A 23,845-nucleotide genomic window follows, 5' to 3' on the forward strand; every position below is an offset into this window, starting at 1 on the left:
GTCTAACTCTACGGACCAGGGCCCGAGTTCCCGGAATGCCCCTAAACCGGGCGCCTGCGAGTTGCTGCCACGATGGTCACCATGACCGACAGCGAAGGCGCGCCCCACCCCGCGACCGAGGACGGCGGCACGGGTTCCACCGGGTCCGCGGAGACCGCGGCACCGGCTGAGACCAGCGAGGACGTCGAGGACGACGCCTGGTTCCTCGAAGACCTGGTGGACCAGGAGGCGGCCTCGGCGGCGGCCACGGTGGGCGCCATCGCGCGCGAGGTCGAGGAGTTCGTCGCCGAGGGCGGATGGCAGCAGCCGCCGCAGCTGTTCGCACTCGTCCCCACCGCCGAGCTGCTCTCCCAACAGCCCGAGCTCGCCGATTCGCTCGATCCGGACGCCGAGCTCACCCCGGTCGCCCAGGACTCACTGCCTAACGACGACCTCGCCGAGGCGCTCGCGACGATCGCGTGGCCGGAACTCGTCCGGGGCTGCGCACTCGCCCAGGAGATCATCGTGCTGCCGCCCGACGCCGAGGACGAGCTGCCCGACGTCGACGAATCGGCCGGTGTCTCGGCCACCGACGTCGAACGCCTCAAGCACGCAGCTGCTGGTCATCCGCGGCGCACCGAGGCCAGGCTCGTGGCCGCCGTCCTGCGCGACGGGCCCGCCGCGTGCGTCATGCGCCTGCGCGGTGGCCACCCGCAAGCCGAGGACGACTCCGCACCGGGCGAGGAGATCGTCGAGCATCCCGAGCTCGCTCCGAACCTGGTCGAAGCCCTCCGCGCGACGCTCCTCCCCTGAGGCGCTCCTCCCCTGCGACGCTCCTCCCCTGAGGTACTGCGCCCTGAGGTACTGCGCCCTCGAGCCGCGGCTCGACCCTGAACCGTGGCTGCCGGTGGACCGCCTTCGAATGGAAGACACCCGCCGAGGGTGCCGACACGGAGTGGGCCGATCACGGAGTGGCCGGTCATGGGGCGTGCCGACACGGGGGCAGCCGGTCACAGGGTCAGCCGGTCATGGGGTCAGCCTTGGCAGGTCGGGACGGGTTTGCCGGCCTTGAGGTTGCGCAGCGCGCTGATCGCGTCGTCGAGCGTGCCGACCCGGACGAGTTGGAGCCCCTCCGGGGCGGCCGACGCCGCCTCGGCACAGTTGCGCTCCGGCACCAGGAACGTCGTCGCACCGTCCTCCTTGGCCGCCACGACCTTGAACGAGATCCCGCCGATCGCGCCGACGTTGCCCTGCGAGTCGATCTCGCCGGTACCGGCCACGTGCCTGCCGTCGACGAGGTTCTCCTGCTCCATGCGTTCGACGATCGCCAGCGCGAACATCGCCCCCGCCGAGGGGCCGCCCACGTCCTCGAGTGAGATGTCCACCGTGAACGGTACGTCCGCCCGGTCCGCGGGCTGGACGCCGACGAAGCCCTGCTGTCCGCCTTCCGGGTGCCGCGCCAGCTCGATCTGCACCGTGCGGGGCTGCTGTTCCCCCCGCCGGTAGGTCAGGTCGATCTGCTGTCCGGCGCGGGTGTTCTTGAGCGCGGCCGTCACGTCCCGCTGCCCCGAGATGCGCTTGTCGTTCACCGACACCAACTGGTCGCCGGGCTCGAGCACGCGCGCGGCAGGACTGTCGGACACGACCTGGTCAGCGACGACCTTCACCGGGTAACCCAGCGTCCGCAGTGCGGCGACCTCGGCGTTGCTCTGCGAGCTGCGGAACTGTGCGACGTTCTCCTCCCGCACCTCCTCGTCGGTCTGCCCCGGCCGGAAGTACTCCTCCCGCGGCGCGACGGCGTACCGCCCGCTGATCCACAGGCCCAGCGCGCCAAAGAGGGTGACGTCGTCGTTGAGCGACACGGTGGTCATCCGCAGCTGACCTTCGGTGTCGTAACTGCGCTCGCCGTCGATCGACACGACGTGATCGCCGTCGACGTCACCGAGGGTGTCGTAGGTCGGCCCGGGCCCCAGCGCCACGTACGGCACCTTGACGAAAGACCCGACCAGCACGAAGGCGACCACGAGGACGGCGCTGAACACGATGGTCCAGGTGCGGCGCGTGGGGCGCCGGCGCGGTCGCCGCTGCTCGGTCTCGGAGTCGTCCGCCCCGGTGCGCGATGCCGCCACGCGCTCCTCGGCCGTGTCGCGCCCCGTGGCTCCTGACGCGGATTTCATGTCGCCGGACTCGCTCACGGGCACAGCGTACGGCGGCCGTTGTCAGCTCAGAGCGAAGGTCCGATTCACCATGCCGATCGGCGGGTCGCGGCGCCCTCGGGCCGCGTACGGTGGAGGGTATGAGCAACCCACCCTTCGGGTTCGGCTTCGGTCTGCCCGACCCCGACAACAGCTCGTCCGGCCCTGGCAACAACTCGTCCGGCTCCGGCGGTCAGGGTGGCGACCCGTTCCAGCAGCTGGGGCAGATGCTCAGCCAGCTCGGTCAGATGTTCAGCCAGGCAGGCAGCTCCTCCGGTCCGGTGAACTACGACCTGGCCAAGCAGATCGCGCTGCAGCGCCTCGCGTCGACCTCCGACGACGGGGACGCGAAGCCCGGGATGGGATTCGCATCCGCGACCGGTGACGCGCAGCAGGGCGACACCGCGGTACGCGATGCCTCTCACCTGGCCGAACTGTGGCTCGACGAGGCGACGATCCTGCCCGCGGGCGCGACGCAGACCGTCGCGTGGACCGCGAAGGACTGGATCGAGAAGACACTGCCGACGTGGCAGCGACTGTGCGACCCGGTCGCCGAACAGGTGTCGTCGGCCTGGACCGAGGCGCTCCCCGCGGAGGCGAAGCAGGCGGCGGGACCGCTGATGTCGATGTTGGGCCAGATGGGCGGCATGGCGTTCGGCTCGCAGCTCGGGAACGCACTCGGCGACCTCGGCGCCGAGGTACTGACGTCGTCCGACGTGGGCCTGCCCCTGGGCCCGGAGGCCACATCGGCGCTGCTGCCGGCCAACGTCGAGAAGTTCACCGAGGGGCTCGAGCGTCCGGCCAGCGAAGTGCTCGTGTTCCTCGCGGCGCGCGAGGCCGCCCACCAGAGGCTGTTCGCACACGTGCCGTGGCTGCGGCAGCGGCTGCTGGCGACCGTCGAAGAGTTCGCTCGCGGCATCTCCGTGGACGTGTCGGGCCTCGAGCAGCTGGCGGGCCAGATCGACCCGACCGACCCGCAGAGCATCGAGCAGGCCATGTCCTCGGGGCTGTTCGAACCGCAGACGACTCCGGAACAGAAGGCGGCACTGACCCGCCTGGAGACCCTGCTCGCCCTCGTCGAGGGCTGGGTCGACGTCGTGGTCGCCGATGCCGTCGGCAACCGCCTGCCCGGTGCGGATGCGCTGCGCGAAACACTGCGCAGGCGACGTGCCAGCGGCGGGCCCGCCGAGCAGACGTTCGCCACGCTCGTCGGGCTCGAACTGCGGCCCCGGCGGATGCGCGCGGCCGCAACGCTGTGGCAGATGGTCGGCGACCGTCACGGCACCGAACAGCGGGACCACCTCTGGTCGCACCCGGACCTCATGCCCACGACCGACGACCTCGACGAGCCGACGGACTTCGCCGACCGGCTCGGCGGCACCGTCATCGGTGCGGACGTCGACCCGATCGCCGAGCTCGAGAAGACCGAGCGCGCCGAAGCCGAAGCCGCTGAGGCCGCATCCGGCAGCGCACCGGCCGACTCCGATGCCGGGAACGTCGGTGCCGACGATGCCGCCACGGACGACACCGCCGGTGGGAATTCGGCGCCGCACGACAGTGGAACCGGCGAGCGTGGTTCCGGCGAGCGTGGTTCCGGCGACGGGAACGATCCGGACCGCCCCTCCGACGGGAACGGCTGACCTCTCGTTCGACACATCGCCCGCGCAGGGCCGTGCCTGCTCAGACACGTGACCCGGCGCGGGCGATGTGCGCTCGTCACTCCTCGGGGTTCGGGTCGGTGTCGTCGGCGTCCCCGCTGATGCCGAGATTCGCCGCCGCCGACAGGCCCTCGAGGTATCCGATGGCGCGCTCGGCCTTCGGATAGCGATGCACCAGCGCCCAGAATTCGTCGTTGTGGTCGGCGACCCGCAGGTGGGCCAGCTCGTGCACCAGGACGTAATCGAGCACCCAGGACGGCACCTCACGGAGCCGCTCACTGACCCGGATCGTGCGGTTCATCGGAGTGCACGACGCCCAGCGCGTACGCATCGGCGGGACCCAGCGCACGCTGGCGGGCTGGGCCGCGCCGTCGAGGTAGCGCGCCGACAGTTCGGTGCACCGCAACAACAACGCCTCGTCGGACGCACTCGCCGGCGAGGCCCTCTTGTTCTCGGTGCGCCGCAGCTTCTTCTGCATCTCGGCGACCCAGTGCCGTTCCTCGGCCTTGGTCATCGTCGCCGGGATGAGAACGACCGTCGTGTCGCCGTCCCGATAGGCGGTGACCGTACGGCGGCGCCGCGCACTGCGCCTGACCTCGACCTTCTCCTCTGTCACCGGCGGCCGGTCGTTCTGTTCGTCCTGGTCGCCCCGCCCGCCTTGACCACGCTCGCCGCCCTGACCACGGCGGCTGCGCTGCCGGTCCTGCCCGCGCCGGTCGTCCGCGCCCGCCTGGGGGTCGCTCTCCTGCGCACCATTTCCGTCTTTTCGTCGGTTACGTCGGGGTTGTCCACCTTTCGGTTGTGTGTCGCGCGACGGTGAGTTCTGCGCCGTGTTCTGCGCCCGCCCGCGTTGACTCCGTAATGAGGGAACCCGTGCATCGGCCACTCGTACACGGTAAGGCGCACCGCCGACATTCGGGATGGCTCAAACATCACAGCGCACAGTTGTCCACATTCACGTTCACCTGTGGATAACCCTGATCGGGTGTCCCACGACGACCGCGAATCCCGTCACCCTGTGAACATGACGCGAACACTCACCGAAACCGGGGCATTACCGGAGCGGCCGCGGATCGTGCCGGGGCTGGACGTACTGGAACGCGGCGAAGGGGAACTGCAGATCGGCCTGGAACGGCGGCACGCCGTCGTACTCGACACGCTGTCGCCGATGCTGATGGACCTGGTGCGGGGCCTCGACGGGAGCCGCAGCACAGGCACGCTCATGCAGCTCGCCCGTTCGCAGTGCACGTCCGACGAGGAGGCCGAGAAAGCCGCCGACGACCTGCGGCTCGTACTCGAAGGGCTCGCCGAACGCGGCCTCATCGAAGAGTCCGACGCGCCCGCACACGCACGATCCCTGCGCACCGACGAGCCCGCGCTCTGGACCCTGACTCGCTCCCGGCCACGCCGCAGCGCCGCCGCACGGTGGGCACAGAGCACGGTGCTGCTGCAGGGCGGCGGCAGGCTCGCGGCGGGACTGGCTCGCACGCTGGCGACGGCAGGCATCGGACACATCGACGCCCATGCCGACGGGCGCGTCGGCCCGGAGGACCTCGGCACCGGGTTCGTCGACGCCGACATCGGCACCCCGCGCAGGCAGGCCATCACGAACCTGGTCAAACGGACCAACTCGGCCACCAAGACCGGCAAGGTGCGGGGCAAACAACGTCCGGACCTGGTCGTGCTGACCGACACGGTCGTCCCCGCCCCCGAAATCGTCAACGAGCTGATGGTGGAGCGGCAACCGCATCTGCTGGTGCGGGTCCGGGACGGCAACGGTCTCGTCGGGCCGCTGGTCCATCCGGGCCGGAGCAGCTGTCTGCGCTGCGCGGATCTCGCCCACACCGCGCGGGACCCGTCGTGGCCGCGGGTCGCGAGTCAGCTGGCTGGACGGCTGCCCCGGACCGACCTGTGCAGCGTGACGGCCACGGCGGGGATGGCGGGCGGGCAGATTCTGCGCATCCTCGATCCCGAGGAGTCGGTACCGCCGACCTGGAACGGCACCATCGAGGTCGACGCGTTCGCCGGAACGACCACCACGTCCGAGGCGGCTCCGCACCCGTCGTGCCCGTGCGGAGCCGCCTCCGTGGGGCAGGCTGTCGCACGGCAGCAGAGCGCAGGTCCGGACGGCGACGCCGCCGCACCGTAGAAGTCGTCGGGCCCACGTCCGGCGGGCCCGACCACGACGTCCGTGCACCGGTACCCAACCGCTCCCCACAGCGTTGATCGACAAGGCAGAATCGCGGACGTGACCGAACACCGCGAGGCCCAGGACAGGTCCGACGAGACCGCTACGGCGGATGCAGCGGAGGCCGTCGACTCCGCGGCGGACGCGTCGAGCGCGGATCACGGCGACACGGACGTCGCGCTTCCCCGCAGGACCATGGCCCGCACCGCAAGACTGGCCAGCCTTCCGCTGGGCATGGCCGGCCGCGCGGTCGGGGGCTGGGGCCGCAGGCTCACCGGTCAGAGCGCCGACGAGGTCAACGCGGGCCTGTCGGCGAAAGCCGCCGAGCAGCTGTTCGAGGTGCTGGGGACGCTCAAGGGCGGCGCCATGAAGTTCGGCCAGGCGTTGAGCGTGTTCGAGGCGGCCGTGCCCGACGAGCTGGCCGAGCCGTACCGCGATGCGCTCACCCGGCTGCAGGCCGCCGCCCCGCCGATGCCCGCGAAGCAGACCCACCGTGTGCTGACCGAACAGCTGGGGCGCACCTGGCGACAGCGGTTCGCCGAGTTCGACGACGAACCGACGGCGGCGGCCAGCATCGGCCAGGTGCACCACGGCGTCTGGCACGACGGCCGGGAGGTCGCCGTCAAGGTGCAGTACCCGGGCGCAGACGACGCCCTGCGCGGCGATCTGCGCCAGCTGCAGCGCTTCAGCCGCCTGTTCCAGAGCCTCGTACCGGGCACCGACGTCAAGCCGCTGCTCGCCGAGCTGGCGGACCGGATGGACGAAGAACTCGACTACCGGAGGGAGGCCGACAACCAGCGGGCCTTCTCGAAGGCGTTCGCCGGGGACCAGCAGGTCCACGTCCCGCGGATCGTGGCGAGTTCCCCCAAGGTGGTCGTCAGCGAATGGGTCACGGGTACGTCCTACTCGGAGATCATCCGCACCGGCACCCGGGAGCAGCGGGACGAGGCCGGCCGGTTGCTGGCGGAGTTCCACTACTCGTCGCCTGCTCGTGCGCAGCTGCTGCATTCCGACCCTCACCCCGGCAACTTCATGCTGCGCGAGGACGGCCGGGTGTGCGTCATCGACTTCGGGGCGGTCGCCCGCCTGCCCTACGGCGCCCCGCCCGCCATGGGCAGGATCATGCGGCTCGCTCTCGAAGGACGGTCCGAAGAGCTCTACGCCGCGCTGCGCGCCGAGGGATTCGTGCGGCCCGACACCGAGATCGATCCCGACGACGTCTACGCATACCTCCATCCGATCGTGGCCCCGCTCGCCGAGGACCGGTTCCATTTCTCCCGCCGATGGGCCCAGGACCAGGCGCTGCGCATGGGCGATCTGCGCGGCCAGGACTTCCGTACCGGGCGATCGCTCAACCTGCCGCCGCACTGGCTGATGATCCACCGGGTGACGGCGGGCGCCATCGGCATTCTGTGTCAGCTCGATGCGGAGCTGCCGTTGCGGTCGATCGTGCAGCAGTGGCAGCCGGGATTCTCCGACTGACCGGTTCCCGGCCGGCGAGTTATCCACAGTTTTCGCCGGAACGGCAGAAATTCGCCATTCGCCGGACCGACTTGTCCACATTTTCGCCGAACCCTCCCCGTCGGATTCCGCGATCGGCAGGCTCGAGCCATGACTGCTCTGGCCGACGCGGCGCAGCTGACACCCGCCGCACACGACAATGTCCTGACCACCGCAGAACTACGCGCCCACGGCATGTCCGAGGGCACCATCGCGCGCCGATGCCGCCCGGGCGGGCCGTGGCGCCGCCTACTGCCGGGGATCGTCCTGCTCGGCGCAGGTGAGCCGACCCGAAGACAGCTGGTTCGCGCCCTCGCGCGCTACGTGGGCGGCGAGTGCATGGTGACCGGCGGCGACGCGCTCGACGCTCACGGCGTGGCACTGCCGAGATCGCCTGCCGTGCACATCCTGGTACCGAAGGGACGCCGCATGCTCTCGCCGACGTTCGCGATGGTGGAACGCACGGCCCGGCCACCCGAACCCGTCGTCGTCGACGGCATCCCCTTCGCGCCAGCAGCCAGGGCCGCGCTCGACGCGGCACGCCGGGAGCCCGACCCCGGCCGGTTACGCGACCTCTTGTCCCTGCCCATCTACTACGGCCTCACGACCGCTGCCGAACTGCGGGCCGAACTCGATGCAGGCAGCCAACGCGGTTCCGCTGCGGTGCGATCGGAACTGCGCGCGATCGACCGTGACCGCGACACCTACGTGCACGGATGGGCACGCGCCGTGCTCCGCGACGGACCGCTGCCGCCACCGCGCTGGGACGTCACGGTCTACGACCGGCGCGGTAGGTACATCGGCACCGTCGACGCGTGGTGGGACGAGGTTGGCATGGGCTGGCAGTTCCATCCGCCGGGCAAACCCCACCTCGGACACCTGGCGCTGGCCGCAGCGGGCGTAACCGTCGTGCGAACCGACCCCGAGCGGCTCACCACGGATCGGCGCGGAGTGCTCACCGAGCTGGCGAAAGCCTTCCGCACGGCAGCCGACCGCAGGAGACCGGCCGTCCAGTGCCTGGCAAGGGTGGCGGCATGAGACGTCACCAGTACTCGGCGGGCAGCTTGCCCTCGATGTCACGGACGTGGTCGCGAACGCAGCGAGGGCAGAGCCAGCGTGTCCGGCCCGCGTCGGACTCCCGCAGCCACCCCATTCCGGCGGCGGCCGCCTCGCTACCACCGCGCTCGCCGCACAGCGCGCACGTCACGGGCGACTCGTCGTACGTGGCCTCACCGGTCACGGCTTCGTCCCGAGGTACACCGTGCGGGCGCTCAGCAGGTAGATGTCGTCGCGGCGGCCGAGGTAGTCGCCCACCGCCGGATCCAGCAGTCGGGTCACGGCGTCCCGGTCCTCGGCGTCCATCCGGTCGTCGGCCCTCTCGGCGAGACCGCCGATGTGGTCGAGCACGAACTCACGTACCTGCTCCCCTGCCGGTGCGGGGTGATCGACGAGGTACGTGAAGGACGTGACGCCGGTGAGCCCGGCACGGGCGATACCCGTGGTCCAGCCGTAGCCCATCCGCACGGCGTCCGGCATCGACGAGCGCATGTCCTCGAACCAGGCGTCACGGTGACCGAGCAGGCGCAGCTCGAGCCCTGGCCGGCCCACGCCGAGATCCCACGGCAGGCAGCGCATGCCCAGGCCGCCCTCGGCGATCGCCAGGACGCCGCCCGGCCGGAGCGCGGCGGCCAGTCGGTCGACGGCCGCCTGCTGGTCCGGAAGGTGGTGCACCACGGCCGAGGCCCACACCAGGTCGGCCGGCGCGACGAGGTCCGCGAGGGGTTCCGTTCCGGCGTCGGCGACGACCTCGTCGACGGTCACGGTGTCACCGCCCGACTCGCGCGCGGCGTGGCACGCCGCGGTGAGCAGTTCGTCGACCGCGTCGACGGCGACGACGGTGCCACCACCCCGTACGCGTAGGGAGGCTGCGAGCGCCGTCGTCATCCCGCCCGCGCCGGAACCGACATCGACCACGGTCGCTCCGGCATCGAGGTTCCGCGTGAGCCGGTCGGCGACGTCAGCCACGGCGGCGCTCTCGAGCTCGTCGAGTCTGCGCATCTCGGACAGACGGGCCGCCCAGTCGACGTCGTCGTGTGTATGTGCTGCCATTCCGCCCATTCAACACGGGCGGGCCGTGGGGCGGCGACCGGACGCGTCGCCCGGTCGCCGCCCCACCGTGCTCGGCCTACCGGTCGAGGTGCGCGGCACGCCGTGACGCCCAGCGAGCTACTCGCTGCCACCGTCGCGCCGCGCGGTGCCGGCGTTCGGCACGCCCGCCCTCGGCCTGTTTTCGCAGTTCACGTATTCGGTCTCTCGTCAGTTCTTCGTGCAGCAACATGGGAGGTGTCTCCGTGTTCGGGTAGTCGGATGTGCGGTGTCGCGATGTCGCCGTCGGCAAGTACGTCTCGTCGGCCTCGCGGTGCAGTCGGTTCGTCATGCGGCGCTCCATTCCTGCGATTCGGGCACCGGGTGCTTCCGCGGGCGGCCACGAGGCCGCTTGCGGGCCACGACGGCACCGCGTTCGAAGATCTCGCCTCCCCAAACGCCCCACGGCTCACCGCGGGCGAGAGCGCCTTCCAGGCAGGCCGAGCGCACCGGGCACTCCCCACACAGTGTCTTGGCGCGTTCCAGGTCGGACGGCTTCTCGGCGAACCACAGGTCCGCGTCGCCGGTCCGACAGGGAAGGTCGAAATCGGTGGACTCACCGGAGTCGATCAGTTCGGCGACTCCGGTGGTCCCGGCCAACAAGGCGGAGAACGTCTCCTCTGACGCGGAGACGGTGGCCGTTGGCATGGCGGCTCCTTCAGTAACGAGTGTGTGCGGATGAGTCGGCGGATCCACACAGCCCTCGAACAGCACGAAGGCCGCGGATCCGATGGGTTCCGCGGCCTTCGAGAGCCAACCTGTCTAGCCGATCACTAGACGACGCCTCTCGCAGGAGCCGGGCGGAACCCGGGACTTGTCCTGGATCTGGATCGGAAGCTGCTGACGACGCTCCGGACGCGGCACCGGGTTGCCGAGGTCGGCAGCGGCGAGCGCCGCGCCGTCGGCCGGAGCGTGCGACGAGGCACCCCCACGCACGTCGAACGCACCGATGTCACGCGGATCCAGGGACTTGCCGGCACGCCGGCGGTCACGATCGACCGACGCGCAGAACAGCTGAGAACGCACGGACTGCCCGTCACAGGGCAGGGTCGACCGGTTTCCGGAGATGCCGGCAGTGTCGATCGCTGTCATGAACTCCATTGCGGGCACCTCCTCTCGTATCCGGCTGGCCGCCACCGGGGCGGCCGCGCTCTTCGACCTGGTCACTGCAGGTTATTGCGCCCGCACGTGACGGGGCAACTGATTTTTCGAAAAGTTCGTCATTCTTCCCGGAAAACCACCGTGACCAGCGACAGCACGGCAGCAGTCGCGGACACACCGGGAGCCCGCATCGGGCTATCCGCTCGCCTCGTCACGCACGACGGCTAGCACGTCGTCACCGAACTGCTGCAGCTTGGACGCACCGATGCCGGAGATCCCGACGAGCGCCTTGCTGTCGGTTGGCCGCTGCTCGGCGATCGCCACGAGGGTCGAATCGGTGAACACGACGAACGCGGGCACGTTCAGCTCCCTGGCACGTTCGGTCCGCCACTCCTTCAGCCGCCCCAGCAGGTGCTCGTCGACGTCGGCCGGGCATTTGGTGCACCGGCCGAGTTTGACCTCCATCGTCGAGATCAGCGGCCGCGCACAGATACGGCACGAGTTGGCGAACTTCGTCTGCTGGCCCGATTTCGCCACGCGCGCGGCCGGGTGGTCCTCCGGCACGAGGCCGTACAGGAACCTGCTGCGGCGGCGGTTACGCCTGCCGTCGGGGTGGCGGGACAACGCCCAGCTCAGCGACAGGTGTTCGCGGGCGCGGGTGACGCCGACGTAGAACAGCCTGCGTTCCTCCTCAACGGCCTCGTCGTCCCCGTCGGCGCGCTGGATCGGCACGGTGCCGTCGGCGAGGCCGACGAGGAACACCGCGTCCCATTCGAGCCCCTTCGCCGCATGCAACGAGGCGAGGGTGACACCTTCCACGGTCGGCGGGTGCTGCGCGGCCGCGCGCTGTTCGAGTTCGGTGACGAGCCTGCCGAGGCTCGCACCCTCGACGGTGCTCGCCAGCTCCTCGGCCACTTCGACGAGCGCCAGCAACGCGTCCCATCGTTCCCGCGCCGCTCCCCCGGCAGGCGGTTGTTCGGTCAGGCCGACGCGTGCAAGCACCCGTCGGCACAGCGCGACGAGCTCGCCGCGCGGCTCGTCGGCCGCCGCGGTGCGCAGCGCGGCGATCGCCTGCCGGATCTCCTGCCGCTGGAAGAACCGTTCGCCACCCCGCACCAGGTACGGCACGCCAGCCTCGGAAAGCGCCTGTTCGTACGCCTCCGACTGGGCGTTCACGCGGTACAGCACGGCGATCTCGCTGGCTGCGATCCCGTCGTCGAGCAGCCCGCGGATGCGCGCCGCGACCGCCGAGGCCTCCGCGGGTTCGTCGTCGTACTCGGCGAAGCGGGGCTCGGGCCCTTCGGGCCGTTGTCCGACGAGCTCGAGCCGCGACCCGGCGGGCCTGCCCCGTGCGGCGCCGATGACGCGGTTGGCCAGCGACACCACCTGCGGCGTCGACCGGTAGTCCCGCTCGAGACGCACCACGGTCGCCTCGGGGAACCGCCGGGTGAACTCCAGCAGCGGGCGTGGCGAGGCGCCGCCGAACGAGTAGATCGTCTGGTTGGCGTCGCCGACGACGGTCAGATCGTCCCGGCCGCCGAGCCACGCGTCGAGCAGTCGCTGCTGCGCCGGCGTGACGTCCTGGTACTCGTCGACGACGAAACACCGGTACCGCTCACGGAACTCGTCGGCCACGGCCCGGTGCTCCTCGAGCGCGGCCGTGGTGTGCAGCAACAGGTCGTCGAAGTCCAGCAGCTGGGCCTCGTTCTTGGTCTGCTCGTATCCCCGGTACAGCTCGGCGATCCGCTCGGCCGGTTCCGGAGTGTCCCGCTTCAGCCTGGCGACCACGGCCGGGTAGTCGTCGGGGCTGACGAGGGACGCCTTCGCCCATTCGATCTCGCTCGTGAGGTCGCGCAGCACCTCGACCTCGGTCGACAGGCCCAGCCGGTTGGCTGCCTGGCCGACGAGACGCAGTTTGTTGCCGTCGATGAGGTCCCACTGGCGTTCGCCGACGACGCGCGGCCAGAAATAGCGGAGCTGGCGCAGCGCCGCCGCGTGGAACGTGCGGGCCTGGGCGGCCTCGACGCCGAGTCCGCGCAGGCGCGTGCGCAGCTCTCCCGCCGCACGCGAAGTGAACGTGACGGCGAGCACCTGACCTGCGGAAACATGCCCGGAGCGCACCAGGTACGCGATGCGGTGAGTGATGGTGCGGGTCTTGCCGGTGCCCGCGCCCGCAAGCACGCACACGGGCCCGCGCGGGGCGCATGCAGCCGCGCGTTGTTCGGGGTCGAGGCCCTCGAGCAGTTCCGGATGACGGTTCGACGACGCACTTCCCACGCCCCGCATCCTCGCAGAGGGGACCGACGGAACATCGGCAGCCCGGACGCCCGTATCCTGGCCATTATGGCGGAGAAGCGGGACAAAGAGGCTGCCAAGCAGGCCAAGAAGGAAAAGAGGGCGGCGAGCAAGGCGCGCCGTGGCCAGATCTTCCAGGCGTTCCATATGCAGCGCAAGGAGGACAAGGCCCTCATCCCGTGGATGCTCGGAACCTTCCTGGTCATCGCGGGGCTGGTCTTCCTGCTCGGCATGTGGATCGGCATCGAGTGGCTGCTGCTGCCGCTCGGCATCCTGCTCGGCGTACTCGGCGCGATCATCCTGTTCGGTCGCCGCGTGCAGAAGAACGTGTTCGCGAAGGCCGAGGGGCAGCCGGGTGCCGGCGCGTGGGCGCTGGACAACCTGCGCGGCAAGTGGCGCGTGACGCAGACCGTGGCGGCCACCACGCAGCTCGACGCGGTACACCGGGTGCTGGGCGGGCCGGGCGTGGTCCTGGTCGCCGAAGGCGCTCCGCACCGGGTCAAGAACCTGCTGTCGCAGGAGAAGAAGCGCATCGCCCGGCTCGTCGGGGAAACCCCGATCTACGAGGTGATCATCGGGGATGAGGAGGGGCAGGTTCCGCTGCGCAAGCTGCAGAACCACCTGATGAAGCTGCCGCGCAACCTCAAGGGACCGCAGGTCGACGCCCTCGAGACGAAGCTCTCCGCCCTGGGCAACCGCGGCGCCGCAATGCCGAAGGGGCCGACGCCGCAAGGTGCCAAGATGCGCAACGTCCAGCGGACCATCCGCCGCCGCTGACCCGCAGGCGCACGCGATTCATCGGTGCGGCAGGGGCCGCCTCCCACGACGGGAGGCGGCCCCTGCCGCGTCCGGCCCCGCTTCGCGATGACGGGCCCCGGGGTCGACGGGTGCTATGTGGACGGGTGCTGCGGGACAGGCGCTGCGGGACGGGTGCTGCGGGAAGTGCGCCGCGCTCACCGCATGCGGACGACGACGGTGCCGGTGAGGCGGTCGTGCCAGCCGCGCGCATCGGTGTTGCGCACCGCGGCGGGGATGATGAGGAATGTCAGGACGCAGCGCACGAGCGCGCGCCACAGTCCGGGGACGCCGCCGCCGTCGAGCCTGCCGACACGGATGCCGCACAGGCCCATGCCCGGTGTGAAGCTGAACCATGCCGCGGACACGACTGTGATGAGGGCCCAGGTGCCCAGTGACCACAGGTTGAACGACTCCATGACGGCCATGTCGTCGACGTCGGGCCGGAGGAACAGCGCAGTGAGCAGCGAGGCCAGCAGCAGGTCGGCGATCAGGCCGAGGAGCCGGCGGCCGGAGCCTGCGACGGCGCCGACGCCGTCGGCTGGCAGGCCGAGCCGCTCGCCGGGCCAACGCGGCGGGTCCTGGTCGGCCGCCGCGGACAGATTCGCCAGCCAATCTCCGGTCCATCGAGCCACACGAACAGGGTATGCCGCCGGTTCGGCGGTGCCTCGAGCGGCCTGACGTGGGAGTATCCGATATTCGCCGATCCGTTAACCCCGGTGAAACATACGGGTGACGGTCGGGCAACAACGCCCTCTTAGCTTGGGCCGAAGAGAGCAATGCTCACGCGAGCTCGACCTAGAAGGAGTCACCGAGGGTGTCCACTACTGCAGACGATGTCCTGCGTCTCATTGCTGACGAGGACGTGCAATTCATCGATGTGAGGTTCTGCGACCTTCCGGGGATCATGCAGCACTTCACCGTCCCCGCCAAGTCTTTCGACGCGGACGCGTTCGAAGAGGGTCTCGCCTTCGACGGCTCCTCGGTCCGGGGCTTCCAGTCGATCCACGAGTCGGACATGCTGCTGCTGCCGGACCCGGCGACCGCGAAGATCGACCCGTTCCGGCAGGCCAAGACGCTGTCGATGAACTTCTTCGTGCACGACCCGTTCACGCGCGAGCCCTACAGCCGTGACCCGCGCAACATCGCGCGCAAGGCCGAGCAGTACATCTCCGAGTCGGGTGTGGCCGACACCGTGTTCTTCGGCTCGGAGGCCGAGTTCTACGTCTTCGACGACGTGCGTTTCGACTCGTCCGAGAACGCCACGTTCCACGAGATCGACTCCGTCGAGGGCTGGTGGAACACGGGCCGCAAGGAAGAGGGCGGCAACAAGGGTTACAAGACCAAGTTCAAGGGCGGCTACTTCCCCGTGCCGCCGGTCGACCACTACGCCGACCTGCGTGACGAGATCTCCCAGCACCTGATGGGTTCGGGCTTCGAGCTCGAGCGCGCCCACCACGAGGTCGGCACCGCCGGTCAGGCCGAGATCAACTACAAGTTCAACACGATGCTGCACGCTGCCGACGACCTGCAGCTGTTCAAGTACATCGTGAAGAACACGGCGTTCGAGAACGGCAAGACGGCCACGTTCATGCCGAAGCCGCTGTTCGGCGACAACGGTTCGGGTATGCACTGCCACCAGTCGCTGTGGAAGGACGGCCAGCCGCTGTTCTACGACGAGTCCGGTTACGCCGGCCTGTCGGACACGGCCCGTCACTACATCGGCGGCATCCTGGCGCACGCGCCGAGCCTGTTGGCGTTCACCAACCCGACCGTGAACTCGTACCACCGGCTCGTGCCGGGTTACGAGGCTCCGGTCAGCCTGGTGTACTCGCAGCGCAACCGCTCCGCGTGTGTTCGTATCCCGATCACGGGCAACAACGCGAAGGCCAAGCGCATCGAGTTCCGCTGCCCCGACTCGTCCGGTAACCCGTACCTGGCGTTCGCCGCGATGATGATGGCCGGCCTGGACGGCATCAAGAACAAGATCGAGCCGCCGGAGCCGATCGACAAGGACCTGTACGAGCTGCCGCCGGAAGACGCCAAGAACGTCATGCAGGTCCCGGCCGACCTGGGCTCCGTGCTCGACAACCTCGAGGCCGACCACGACTACCTGCTCGAGGGTGGCGTGTTCACCCCCGACGTGATCGAGAAGTGGATCGCCTTCAAGCGCGAGGAAGAGATCGACCCGCTGCGGCTGCGTCCGCACCCGTACGAGTTCGCTCTCTACTACGACTGCTGATCTGCGCGAGGTTCTGACCTCCGGTTTCACCACAGAAACGGCCCGTGACCAGCGGAAACATCGTGAGATGTGTTCCGTCGGTCACGGGCCGTTCGCTGTCGGCCGCACCGAGCCCATTCACCCGTCCCGCCGGCCATCGCTCAGCGACGGGCGTCGACGATCTGCTGCGCCCGATCGGCGAGCTCCACCTTCCTGATCTTGCCGGTGGCGGTCATCGGGAAATCCTCGACGACCTCCACCACCGGGACCTTGTAACCGGCCATCTGGTCACGCGCCCACGTCCGCAGCTCGTCGGGGTCGAGGTCGGCCTCGGGGTTCGGATTGACGAACGCCACCGGCGTCTGCCCGGTGTCCGGGTGCTCCGCCGCGACGACCGCGACGGTGCGAACCCCCGGGTGGCCGCACAGCAGCAGCTCGACCTCGGCCGGGAACACACTCATCCCGTTGACCTTGATCATGTCCTTGTCCCGGCCCAGGTAGTGCAGGCAGCCCTGGTCGTCGATGCGGCCGTTGTCGCCGGTGTGCAGCCAACCGCCGACCAGCTGCCGCGCGGTGGCTTCGGGTTTGTTCCAGTAGCCGGTCATCACCGACGGGCTGCGCACCAGGATCTCGCCGGCCTCGCCCAGTGGCAGCGGCATCCCGGTGGTGAAGTCGACCACGGCGACGTCGGTGCCCGGCACCGGGATGCCGCAGAACACGGGTTCGGCGCGCAGATCGGCGTCGGCGGCGGCCAGACCGAACGGGGTGACGTCCATGGTGTGGGTCTCGGTCATTCCGTACGCCCCCTCTCGCAGCACCGAGTGGTCACCGACCGCGGCCTGCCAGGCGGCGCGGACCTCGGGCGTCATTTTGCGTACGAACGAGACCGCCATCGGATCCCGCAGCGTGGACAGGTCCCGCTCGCCGAGGTCGGGCTGATCCAGCAGCTCCAGGTAGTTCTCCACGGTGCCGACCATGGTGGTGGCGCCGTGGGTCTCGATGGCCTCCAGCACGGTGCGGGCGTTCCACCGTGACAGCAGCACCACGGTGCCGCCGAGCACCAGCGGGTTGAGGATGCCGAGGTTCTCCCCCGCGATCCAGAAGATCGGGATGTAGCAGACCGCCACGAATCCGGTCTCGGAGCTCTCCCGGGTGGCTCCGGCCGAGGACGCGGCGGTGTAGATCATGTGCCGCTGGGTGTGCTGGCATCCCTTCGGCAGCCCGGTGGTGCCGCCGGTGTAGTTGAGAGCTGCGAGCGCATCGATGTCGTGGGAGCGCACCGGAACCGGCTCGGCGGCGACCGCCTCCGCCCACCGGGTGACTTCCCCCTCGACCGCGGTGGGCGGGCTCGCCTCGCTCGCCAGTTCCCGCGGCCCCGTGACCAGTACCCGCGCCACGTTCACGCCGTCGGTTTCGAGCGCGGTGGCCAACCGTGGGTACAGCTCGTCGAAGGTGACCACCACGGTGGCGCCGGAGTCGGCCAGTTCGTAGCTCAGCTCGGTGGCCTGGAACATCGGGTTCACCGGGACGTGCACCGCACCGAGTCGCAACGCGGCCAGCATGGTGATCACGAACTGCGGCGCGTTGGGCATGAACACCGCAACCCGGTCCCCTGCGGTCACGCCGACCGACTCCATCCAGCCGGCGATCCGGGCGACCCGCTCGGCAAGGTCGGCATAGCTGATCCGGGTGCCCTCGAATGCGATGGCGGTGGTCTCCGGGCGCCGCCGTGCCCACTCGTCGACGTACTCGGGCAGGGTGAGCTCACCCAGCGGATAGTGCACCCGGTGCGGGGTTCCCGCGGGGCGGAGCCGCTCCTGAAGGGGGCGCAGTCCGGCGAGGTAGGCCTCGAGTGCCCGGCCGGTCTCGGTCCCGGGATTCGCTTCGGCGGGGGTTGCTGTCCCGGTCGCAGAGGTGCCGGTCGCAGGAGTGTCGGCGGTCATCGGTTCGTCCTCTCGGTGGCGGGGTCGGGAAGAGCCGGGTCACCAGGTGTCCACGAAGTCGCGCCGGGACGGGATCGTCTCGGCGGGCATCGCGGCCAGCACCCGGGCGCGCGTTTCGGCCGGGTCGATGACGTCGTCGATCTCGAACACCATCGCCGCGTTGATCGCCTTGCCGTGCCGGTACTGCTCGGCCACCAGTTCCTCGTAGCGCTGCTGCCGTTCGGCCGGGTCCTCGATCGCCTCCAGTTCCCGGCGGTAGCCCAGCCGCACCGCACCCTCGAGCCCCATACCGCCCAGCTCTCCGGTCGGCCAGGACAGCGTCGCCACGGGCACCTTGAAACTGCCGCCTGCCATCGACTGCGCACCCAGCCCGTAGGCCTTGCGCAGCAGCACCGTGACCAGTGGCACCGTCAACTTGGCGCCGATGACGAACAGGCGGCTGAAGTGGCGCACCGTGGCGGTCTTCTCCACGTCAGGGCCGACCATGAAACCGGGGGTGTCGCACAGCGAGAGCACCGGCAGCCCGTGCGCCTCGCACAACTGCAGGAACCGGGCGGCCTTGTCGGCGGCCGGGGTGTCGATCGCACCGCCCAGGTACGCCGGGTTGTTGGCGATCAGCCCCATCGGGCGGCCCTCGACGCGGACCAGTGCGGTGATGATGCCGGTGCCGAAGTCGCGACGCAGCTCCAGCACCGAGTCGGTGTCGGCCACCAGATCGATCACCCGGCGTACGTCGTAGACCCGCACCCGGTTCTCACCGATCACGTGGCGCAACATCCGCTGATCGGCCGCCTCCCAGTCGGTGGCCGGGCCCTGGAAGTAGGACAGGTACCGTCGCGCCACCTCGACCGCCTCGGCCTCGTTCTCGACCAGCACGTCGATCACGCCGTTGGGCGCCTGCACCTCGGCCGGGCCGACCTCTTCCGGGCGGTACACGCCGAGCCCGCCGCCCTCGATCATCGCCGGCCCGCCCATGCCGATGGTGGCGTCGCGAGTGGCGATGATGACGTCGCAGCAGCCGAGCAGGGCGGCGTTGCCGGCGAAACAGCGACCGGTGGCGATGCCGATCGTGGGCACGACCCCGTTGAGCCGCCCCATGGTGGCGAACGTGGGGACGTCCAGTCCGGCGGCGCCGCCGTGGTCGGTGTCGCCCGGCCGGCCGCCGCCGCCCTCGGCGAACAGCACCACCGGGAGCCGTTGCTGTTCGGCGAGTTCCAGCAGCCGATCCGTCTTGCGGTGGTTGCGCATCCCCTGGGTACCGGCGAGCACGGTGTAGTCGTAGGACAGCACCGCCGCACGGCCACCGTTGACGCGGGCCACCCCGGTGACCATGCCGTCCGCCGGGGTGTTGGTGATCAGATCCTCCTGACTGCGCCGACGGCTCTGTGCAGCGACCGCGAGTGCGCCGTACTCGACGAAGCTGTCCGCATCGACCAGGTCGGCGATGTTCTCCCTGGCGGTCCGGTGTCCGCTGCGCCGCCGCTTGGCGACCGCCTCGGGACGCGCCTCGTCCAGCCCGAGCCGGTGCCGGTCGATCACTTCGGCCAGGTCGGGGCGGATGTGGTCGGGGTCGATCGCCACCTCGTCGGCCCGCGCCCCGCTCTGCTCCTCGTCGGGCTGCAGCCGCACCAGTTCCGTGCCGTCGGCGGCGACGTCACCGGTCCCGACCAGCACTGCCTCGACCACGCCGGCCAGCGGTGCCGCGACGACGTACTCCATCTTCATCGCTTCCAGCACCACCACCGGCGCACCGGCGAGCACGTGGTCGCCGGGAGCGACCGGGACGTCCACCACAGTGCCGGGGAACTCGGCGAGGACGCTGCCGCACCCGGCCGGCATCGCGAACTCCTCCTCGGCCGGTGCGAACTCGGACGCGTGTTCATCGAAGAAGCCCGTGGTGATCTCTCCGGCAGCGAACGCGGGATGGGCCAGCAGCCGATCCAACACGTCGAGGTTGGTGGGGACACCGTCGACGACGGTCTCTGCCAGCGCCTCGCGTGCGGCGGCGGCACCGGCGGCCAGGTCGGTCGACGGGGTGTGGCTGACGATCTTCGCGAGCAACGAGTCGTAGCGGCCGGTGACCGCCATACCCGCGGTGCCGTGACTGTCGACGCGCACGCCCGGGCCGCCGGGGAACTGCAGTGTCTCGATCCGGCCCGTCCCGGAGACCGAGGTGCCGTCCGGCCGCAGCCGTTCCGTGCTGACCCGCAGCTGCACGGCCAGCCCGCGCGGCGCAGGGATCCGGTCCTGGGTCAACCCCAGCTCGGCCAGCGAAGCACCTGCCGCCACCCGCAGCTGGGCTGACACCAGGTCGAGGCCGAGCACCTGCTCGGTGACGGTGTGCTCCACCTGCACCCGGGGATTGACCTCCAGGAAGTAGAACCGCTCCGGGTGATCGGCGTCGACCAGGAACTCCACGGTGGCCAGCCCGGCGTAGCCGACCTCGGCGCCGATCCGCGTGGCCGCGGCCAGCAGCGGTTCCCGGTGTGCGGCGGCGAGGGTGACGCTCGGCGCCATTTCGATGACCTTCTGGTGGCGCCGCTGCAGCGAACAGTCCCGGTCGTGCAGGTGGGCGATGCCGCCTTCGCCGTCGCCGATGATCTGCACCTCGACGTGACGGGCACGGGACAGGTACTGCTCGGCATACAACTCGCCGGTGCCGAAGCCGCGCTCGGCCTCCGAGCGGCACCGCTGCCACGCGTCGTCGAGTTCGTCGGCGCGGCGAACGATGCGCATCCCGCGGCCGCCCCCGCCGCCGACCGCCTTGACCATCACCGCGCCGTCGTCGCCGAGTCGTTGCAGGAGCTCGGCGGCCTCGGCCGGGTCGCCGCCTGCCGGGGTAGCAGGCAGCACCGGCACCTGCAACGACACCGCCAGTTCCCGGGCGCGGGCCTTGTCACCGAGCAGTGCCAGCGTCTCCGGGCTCGGGCCGACGAAGGTCACGCCGGCCTTGTCGCAGAGCCGGGCGAGCTCGGCGCTCTCGCTGAGGAAGCCGTAGCCGGGGTGAAGCAGGGTGCAGCCCTGTTCGACGGCGGCCCGGACCAGCAGCTCGGCGTCCAGATAGCCGGACTCGTCGGGCAGCGCCACGGCGGCGTCGGCGAGTGAGACCACCCGCCCCTCCCGGTCGTCAGGGGTGTGGACCGCGACGGTGCGGTAGCCCAGCCCGCGAGCGGCCCGGTGGATGCGGACGGCGATCTCGCCACGGTTGGCGATGAGGACACCCGGCCGGGAGACCGGCTCTCGCTCCGACCGGAGCGGCGACTGGGACACCGATGGCGACAACGGAAGGACCTCCGGGGCTGGTCGTGAACGCCGCATCGAGTCGTGGTGGCTCGACCCGGATCCGCTCAGGGCATGAGCTGTTTCACACCATACGTTTGACATTGACGCCAATGTCAACTCTCATTGTGTCTGTGGTCACACATCAGCCATGGGCAACCCGCGAGAAGTACGACCGTGCCGACAGCGCCACCCGGGCAACCCTCGTCGCCGCTGCCCAACGGACCTTCGAAAACCTCGGATACGCCCGCACCACGATCGACCGGATCACCGAGGAGGCAGGCGTTTCACGCGCCACCTTCTACGTCTACTTCGCCTCCAAACAGGAGGTGTTCGGCGTGGTCGCCCAACAGGTCCGCGATCGGATGGTCGCGGCACAGGACCTCGGTGACATCGACGCCGACGACATCCGAGCCGTCGCGGAGGCAACCAACGCCGCGTATCTCGACGCCTATACCGAGAACCTCGCCTTCCTCACCGTGCTGGAACACCAGTCGCTGGTGGACCCGGAGATGGAGGCGTTGTGGGAGCAGTTCCACACCCGAGCCCGGGAGCGCACCGCGCGCTACATCCGACGGCAGACGGAGCGTGGCGTCCTCGCTCCGGCGGCCTCGCCCAACGCGATAGCCAGGGCCGGTGGCGGCATGGTCGCCAACTTCGCACCGCTCGTCCGCAGCGAACCCGGCCTCCGCGACGAGGTGATCGCCGATCTGACCGCGATGTTCCTGCGCCTGGTCGGCCTGAACGAAACGACCTGAGTCGGCGCGTCGCCCCACCCACCCGTGTCCCCCGAACCCTTCGCCCCGAACCCTCCGCGCCCCGAATCCCCGCGCCCCTCGAGAGTGAGGCCCTCGTGTCCCGTCCCACGCCCACCGCCACCCGCGGCGAGATCGGCCTGTTGTCCGGCATCACCGTGCTGGCCGCGATCGCCTTCACACCGTTGTTCGACAGCATCGAGATCGCCGGCGTCGCCCTCATCGCCTGGCTGCTCTGGTTCACCATGATCGCCGCACCGGTCGGCGGTCTCATCCTTGCGCTGCGGTCGAAAGGGGACTGAGCGATGACCCTGATGATCGTCCTCGGCTACTTCCTCGTCCTCATCGCGATCGGCATGGTCGCCTACCGTCGGGTGCGCAACTCCACCGACGAGTTCTTTGTCGCCGGCCGTAGCCTCGGCACCTTCGTGAACTCCTGGGCGTTCATCGCGTCCCTGGCCAGTGGCGGCTCGGTCATGGCGAGCGTCGGCAGCGCCCTGGCGCTCGGGTTCCCGTTCGCCGCTGCCCTGGTCGCCGGCGCCCCGGTCGGGTTCGTGGTGGCCTCGGTGCTGGTCGCCCGTCCGCTGCGGAAGTTGGGCAAGTACACGGTGCCGGACTTCTTCAACTCCCGGTTCAACAGCCCGATGATGCGGGTGGTGGTGCCGGTGCTCGTTGTGATCGCCAGCAGCGCCTACATCGTGTCGCAGTTGAAGGGCTCGGCCATCGTCGCGGGCCATCTGCTCGGCTGGGACTACCAGACCGCGCTGTGGGTCGCCGGAGTCGTCTTCGTCCTCTACGTTTCCATCGGCGGCTTCCTGTCGGTGACCTGGAACGACATCTTCCAGGGAATCCTGCTGTTCTCGTGCATGGTCGGTCTCGGCGTCGCCGCATTCAGCGCGATGGGCGACTTCCCGACTGCATGGAATGCCACCCTGGAGGCCTACCCGGCACTCACCGGCGCGGCCGACGCGCACTCGGTCTGGTCCTACGTCGGAGCCTTCCTGACCTGGGCGACCGCGATCTCGGTGCTCCCGCACGTGATCATGCGCGTCTACTCCGCGCGCAACGTCCGGTCAGCGAGGGTCTCCCTCAACACCGCAATGCTGCTCTACGGCGTCATGATGCTCATCGTCGCGATCGTCCTCGTACCGGCGGCAGCGACGCTTCTGCCGAACGCGGACATCACCGACCCCGACGCCATCTTCCTCACGCTCGCCGACCGCGTCTTCGGCCCGCTCGGCCAAGGTGTGCTGGCCGCCGCCGTACTCGCCGCGATCATGTCGACCACCGCGGGACTGCTGATGGCCTGCAACTCGGCGATCGGCCACGACCTCTACCGCGGCATCCTGCGACCGCAGGCCGGCCAGAAAGAAGTCATCCGGGTGACACAGGCCGCGACCTGGGTGGTCGGGATCCTGTGCATCCTGCTGGCGATCAACCCGCCGGAGTTCCTGATCGTGCTCTACACCGCCGCGGTGGCGCTGCTGGCGTCCGCGTTCTTCGCCCCGATGGTGCTGGGTATCTGGTGGCGTCGCACCACCGCGGCCGGTGCCGGGTCCGGGATGATCGGCGGCGCCGTACTGTTCGGCATCGCCTTCGCGATGGACCTGCCCACGTCGTCGGAGGTGCTGATCGGGCTGCCGGCATCGTTCCTGCTCACCGTCGCGGTCAGCCTGGTGACCTCGTCCGGCCGTGACGACGACGTCCGCGACGCCTGGCTGGCCACGCAGGAGGCCGACGAGACCGACGAGGAGGCCGCGACGGACGCCGAGCCGACGCGCTGAGCCGACG

At 70.0% G+C, this 23,845-nt stretch carries 20 protein-coding genes; 10 read left to right on the top strand and 10 right to left on the bottom strand.

The features are described 5' to 3' along the window. Nucleotides 1-213 precede the first annotated feature (213 nt). Complete coding sequence (locus FB384_RS03240) at nt 214-792, top strand: PPA1309 family protein (RefSeq protein WP_183784885.1); 579 nt, start codon at nt 214-216, stop codon at nt 790-792. Nucleotides 793-1,013: 221 nt separating this feature from the next. Here the strand turns inward: FB384_RS03240 and FB384_RS03245 are convergent, their stop codons facing one another. After that, nucleotides 1,014-2,174, bottom strand: coding sequence for a YlbL family protein (locus FB384_RS03245; RefSeq protein ID WP_258937238.1), 1,161 nt, complete (start codon nt 2,172-2,174; stop codon nt 1,014-1,016). Nucleotides 2,175-2,275: 101 nt separating this feature from the next. On the opposite strand from FB384_RS03245, the gene FB384_RS03250 reads away from it, so the two are divergent. Continuing rightward, entirely contained in the window at nt 2,276-3,814 is a 1,539-nt protein-coding gene (locus FB384_RS03250; RefSeq protein ID WP_183779015.1) for a zinc-dependent metalloprotease, read from the top strand. Between the two features lie 76 nt (nt 3,815-3,890). Here FB384_RS03250 and FB384_RS03255 read toward each other — a convergent pair whose 3' ends face one another. Beyond that, a complete protein-coding gene (locus tag FB384_RS03255; protein ID WP_183779017.1) occupies nt 3,891-4,448 on the bottom strand; it encodes a M48 metallopeptidase family protein in 558 nt (185 codons plus the stop codon). A gap of 408 nt (nt 4,449-4,856) precedes the next feature. Here FB384_RS03255 and FB384_RS03260 point away from each other — a divergent pair, with 408 nt between their 5' ends. The 3 genes from FB384_RS03260 (at nt 4,857) to FB384_RS03270 (ending at nt 8,558) form a co-directional block, all read left to right on the top strand. Then, complete coding sequence (locus tag FB384_RS03260) at nt 4,857-5,981, top strand: ThiF family adenylyltransferase (protein ID WP_183779019.1); 1,125 nt, start codon at nt 4,857-4,859, stop codon at nt 5,979-5,981. Between the two features lie 234 nt (nt 5,982-6,215). Then, nucleotides 6,216-7,502: an ABC1 kinase family protein gene (locus tag FB384_RS03265; protein ID WP_183784888.1), complete on the top strand. Its 1,287-nt coding sequence runs from the start codon at nt 6,216-6,218 to the stop codon at nt 7,500-7,502. A gap of 129 nt (nt 7,503-7,631) precedes the next feature. Then, a complete protein-coding gene (locus tag FB384_RS03270; RefSeq protein ID WP_183779021.1) occupies nt 7,632-8,558 on the top strand; it encodes a hypothetical protein in 927 nt (308 codons plus the stop codon). Between the two features lie 4 nt (nt 8,559-8,562). Here the strand turns inward: FB384_RS03270 and FB384_RS03275 are convergent, their stop codons facing one another. The 5 genes from FB384_RS03275 to FB384_RS03295 form a co-directional block, all read right to left on the bottom strand. Beyond that, on the bottom strand, nt 8,563-8,760 hold the full coding sequence (locus FB384_RS03275; RefSeq protein ID WP_183785747.1) for a hypothetical protein: 198 nt from the start codon (nt 8,758-8,760) through the stop codon (nt 8,563-8,565). Continuing rightward, the gene (locus FB384_RS03280; protein WP_183779023.1) at nt 8,757-9,629 is read right to left on the bottom strand and encodes a class I SAM-dependent methyltransferase; all 873 of its coding nucleotides are present in this window, start codon (nt 9,627-9,629) and stop codon (nt 8,757-8,759) included. Before FB384_RS03280 ends, FB384_RS03275 begins: the two co-directional genes overlap by 4 nt. A gap of 324 nt (nt 9,630-9,953) precedes the next feature. Then, nucleotides 9,954-10,313, bottom strand: a complete 360-nt coding sequence (locus tag FB384_RS03285; protein WP_183779025.1) for a WhiB family transcriptional regulator — start codon at nt 10,311-10,313, stop codon at nt 9,954-9,956. Between the two features lie 114 nt (nt 10,314-10,427). Next, on the bottom strand, nt 10,428-10,766 hold the full coding sequence (locus tag FB384_RS03290; RefSeq protein ID WP_183779027.1) for a hypothetical protein: 339 nt from the start codon (nt 10,764-10,766) through the stop codon (nt 10,428-10,430). Between the two features lie 195 nt (nt 10,767-10,961). Then, nucleotides 10,962-13,052 carry an ATP-dependent DNA helicase UvrD2 gene (locus FB384_RS03295; RefSeq protein ID WP_183779029.1) on the bottom strand — a complete coding sequence of 697 codons (2,091 nt, stop codon included), beginning with the start codon at nt 13,050-13,052 and terminating at the stop codon, nt 10,962-10,964. A 57-nt stretch (nt 13,053-13,109) separates the two neighbouring features. Here FB384_RS03295 and FB384_RS03300 point away from each other — a divergent pair, with 57 nt between their 5' ends. Next, nucleotides 13,110-13,838 (top strand): DUF4191 domain-containing protein, encoded by a 729-nt coding sequence (locus FB384_RS03300; protein ID WP_183779031.1) that lies wholly within the window; start codon nt 13,110-13,112, stop codon nt 13,836-13,838. A gap of 176 nt (nt 13,839-14,014) precedes the next feature. On the opposite strand, the gene FB384_RS03305 is transcribed toward FB384_RS03300, so the two are convergent. Further along, nucleotides 14,015-14,491, bottom strand: coding sequence for an RDD family protein (locus tag FB384_RS03305; RefSeq protein ID WP_183779033.1), 477 nt, complete (start codon nt 14,489-14,491; stop codon nt 14,015-14,017). A 182-nt stretch (nt 14,492-14,673) separates the two neighbouring features. Here FB384_RS03305 and glnA point away from each other — a divergent pair, with 182 nt between their 5' ends. Beyond that, nucleotides 14,674-16,098 carry a type I glutamate--ammonia ligase gene (gene glnA, locus FB384_RS03310; RefSeq protein WP_183779035.1) on the top strand — a complete coding sequence of 475 codons (1,425 nt, stop codon included), beginning with the start codon at nt 14,674-14,676 and terminating at the stop codon, nt 16,096-16,098. A gap of 140 nt (nt 16,099-16,238) precedes the next feature. On the opposite strand, the gene FB384_RS03315 is transcribed toward glnA, so the two are convergent. Continuing rightward, entirely contained in the window at nt 16,239-18,020 is a 1,782-nt protein-coding gene (locus FB384_RS03315) for an AMP-binding protein (RefSeq protein ID WP_183779037.1), read from the bottom strand. Between the two features lie 39 nt (nt 18,021-18,059). Further along, nucleotides 18,060-21,290, bottom strand: coding sequence for an acetyl-CoA carboxylase family protein (locus FB384_RS03320; protein ID WP_323985109.1), 3,231 nt, complete (start codon nt 21,288-21,290; stop codon nt 18,060-18,062). A 143-nt stretch (nt 21,291-21,433) separates the two neighbouring features. On the opposite strand from FB384_RS03320, the gene FB384_RS03325 reads away from it, so the two are divergent. The 3 genes from FB384_RS03325 (at nt 21,434) to FB384_RS03335 (ending at nt 23,838) form a co-directional block, all read left to right on the top strand. Next, complete coding sequence (locus FB384_RS03325; protein WP_323985110.1) at nt 21,434-22,057, top strand: TetR/AcrR family transcriptional regulator; 624 nt, start codon at nt 21,434-21,436, stop codon at nt 22,055-22,057. Nucleotides 22,058-22,152: 95 nt separating this feature from the next. Continuing rightward, nucleotides 22,153-22,356, top strand: a complete 204-nt coding sequence (locus tag FB384_RS03330) for a hypothetical protein (protein WP_183779044.1) — start codon at nt 22,153-22,155, stop codon at nt 22,354-22,356. Between the two features lie 3 nt (nt 22,357-22,359). After that, nucleotides 22,360-23,838: a sodium:solute symporter family protein gene (locus FB384_RS03335; protein WP_183779046.1), complete on the top strand. Its 1,479-nt coding sequence runs from the start codon at nt 22,360-22,362 to the stop codon at nt 23,836-23,838. The last annotated feature ends 7 nt before the right edge of the window (nt 23,839-23,845 follow it).

The organism is Prauserella sediminis, from assembly GCF_014195435.1.
Lineage (GTDB): Bacteria > Actinomycetota > Actinomycetes > Mycobacteriales > Pseudonocardiaceae > Prauserella > Prauserella salsuginis.

Bases quoted from the DNA above. Each gene is read 5' to 3' on its own strand.
- FB384_RS03250 (WP_183779015.1), top strand. From the start codon at position 2,276: ATGAGCAACCCACCCTTCGGGTTCGGCTTCGGTCTGCCCGACCCCGAC.
- FB384_RS03260 (WP_183779019.1), top strand. From the start codon at position 4,857: ATGACGCGAACACTCACCGAAACCGGGGCATTACCGGAGCGGCCGCGG.
- FB384_RS03265 (WP_183784888.1), top strand. From the start codon at position 6,216: ATGGCCCGCACCGCAAGACTGGCCAGCCTTCCGCTGGGCATGGCCGGC.
- FB384_RS03270 (WP_183779021.1), top strand. From the start codon at position 7,632: ATGACTGCTCTGGCCGACGCGGCGCAGCTGACACCCGCCGCACACGAC.
- FB384_RS03280 (WP_183779023.1), bottom strand. From the start codon at position 9,629: ATGGCAGCACATACACACGACGACGTCGACTGGGCGGCCCGTCTGTCC.
- FB384_RS03285 (WP_183779025.1), bottom strand. From the start codon at position 10,313: ATGCCAACGGCCACCGTCTCCGCGTCAGAGGAGACGTTCTCCGCCTTG.
- FB384_RS03290 (WP_183779027.1), bottom strand. From the start codon at position 10,766: ATGGAGTTCATGACAGCGATCGACACTGCCGGCATCTCCGGAAACCGG.
- FB384_RS03295 (WP_183779029.1), bottom strand. From the start codon at position 13,052: ATGCGGGGCGTGGGAAGTGCGTCGTCGAACCGTCATCCGGAACTGCTC.
- FB384_RS03300 (WP_183779031.1), top strand. From the start codon at position 13,110: ATGGCGGAGAAGCGGGACAAAGAGGCTGCCAAGCAGGCCAAGAAGGAA.
- FB384_RS03315 (WP_183779037.1), bottom strand. From the start codon at position 18,020: ATGACCGCCGACACTCCTGCGACCGGCACCTCTGCGACCGGGACAGCA.
- FB384_RS03335 (WP_183779046.1), top strand. From the start codon at position 22,360: ATGACCCTGATGATCGTCCTCGGCTACTTCCTCGTCCTCATCGCGATC.